This is a genomic window from Pseudonocardia sp. SID8383, assembly GCF_009864975.1.
GTDB lineage: Bacteria > Actinomycetota > Actinomycetes > Mycobacteriales > Pseudonocardiaceae > Pseudonocardia > Pseudonocardia alni.
The window spans coordinates 1-1,858 of sequence record NZ_WWFY01001059.1; the positions used below are offsets into that span (position 1 = coordinate 1).

Annotated in this window: 1 protein-coding gene; it reads left to right on the forward strand. The window is 76.6% G+C overall.

From position 1 onward, the window contains the following. Nucleotides 1-1,782: S9 family peptidase (locus tag GTW08_RS25640; RefSeq protein WP_161152648.1), on the forward strand; the 1,782-nt coding region annotated here is incomplete at its 5' end. Between the last annotated feature and the right edge of the window lie 76 nt (nucleotides 1,783-1,858).

The window sequence follows — 1,858 nt, forward strand, 5'->3', positions numbered from 1 at the left end:
GAGCCGCCGACCTCGCTGTGGCGGCTGCCGGCCGCCGGCGGCGAGGCCGAACCGGCGGGGGCGCGCCCCGGTGGCATCTCGGACGTCGCCGTCGCGGCCGACGCGGGGACGGTGGTCGTCTCCGCACCGACCCTGCCCGGGTCGCTCACCACCGCCGACGACGAGCGGCGGCGCACCGCCCGCACCGAGGGCAAGGTCACCGCGATCCTGCACACCGGCTACCCGGTGCGGCACTGGGACCACGACCTCGGCCCGGACGAGGAGCGGCTGCTGCTCGCCACGCCCCGCGCCGATGTCCCCCGTGGCGGCTCCGGGGAACCGGACGGGACCGACGCCGACCCCTGGACGGACCTCACCCCCGCGCCCGGCCGTGCACTGGACGAGACCTCCTTCGCCGTCTCCCCCGACGGGGTGCGCGTGGTCACCGGCTGGCACCGTGCGCACGGGCACGGCACCTGGCGCCCCGGGCTCGTCGTCGTCGACACCGTCACCGGCGCGCGCACCGACCTCACCACCGACGACGGCCACGAGTACGGCGCGCCCCGGATCAGCCCCGACGGGCGCACCGTCGTCGCCCTGCGCGAGCGGGTGTCCACCCCGGAGACCGCGCCGCGGATCGAGCTCGTGCTGATCCCGCTCGACGGCGGCGAGCCGCGCCCGGTCGCGCCCGGCTGGGACCGCTGGCCCACCTCGGCGCGCTGGACGCACGACTCGGCCGCGCTCGTCGTGACCGCCGACGAGGACGGTCGCGGCCCGCTGTTCCGGGTCGTGCCGGGCCCGACACCGCAGGACGACACCGTCACCCGCCTGACCGGCGACCACGGCACCTACTCCGACCCGTGCCCGTCGCCGGACGGGCGGTGGGTCTACGCCGTGCGCCACGCCTACGACGCTCCCCCGACCCCGGTCCGGGTGTCCGCCGACGGCCGCGACGCCGAGCCGGAGCTGCTGCCCGCGCCGGCGCAGGCGCCCGCGCTGCCGGGCACCCTCACCGAGCTCGAGACCACCGCCGCCGACGGCACCCGGGTCCGCGCCTGGCTGGTCCTGCCCGACGGCGCCGACGCCGCGCACCCGGTGCCGCTGCTGCTGTGGATCCACGGCGGCCCGCTGGCCAGCTGGAACGCCTGGTCGTGGCGGTGGAACCCGTGGCTGATGGCCGCCCGCGGCTGGGCCGTGCTGCTGCCCGACCCGGCGCTGTCGACCGGCTACGGCCAGGACTTCGTCCAGCGGGGCTGGGGCGCCTGGGGCGGGACGCCGTTCACCGACCTGATGGCGGCCACCGATGCCGCCGTCGCCCGGCCGGAGATCGACGGCACCCGCACCGCGGCGATGGGCGGGTCCTTCGGCGGTTACATGGCCAACTGGGTCGCCGGGCACACCGACCGGTTCGCTGCGGTCGTCACCCACGCCAGCCTGTGGGCGCTCGACCAGTTCGGACCCACGACCGACCACGCCGACTACTGGCTCACCGAGATGACCCCGGAGATGGCGCAGGCCCACAGCCCGCACCACCACGCCGACGCGATCGTCACCCCGATGCTCGTGATCCACGGCGACCGCGACCACCGCGTCCCGATCGGCGAGGGCTTGCGGCTCTGGTGGGACCTGGTGTCGCGGCAGGCCGACCCGGCGGCGAACCCGCACCGGTTCCTGTACTTCCCCGACGAGAACCACTGGGTGCTCGCGCCGAACCACGCGAAGGTCTGGTACCGGACGGTGTGGGCGTTCCTGGACCACCACGTGCTGGGCGAGGAGTGGGAGACCCCGGACCTGCTGCGGTGAGCACCGGTCCGGGCGCGGTCGCGGTGGCACGGGACCGCCGCGACCGCACCGAGCCCTGGCTGCGGGCGTTCCTGCG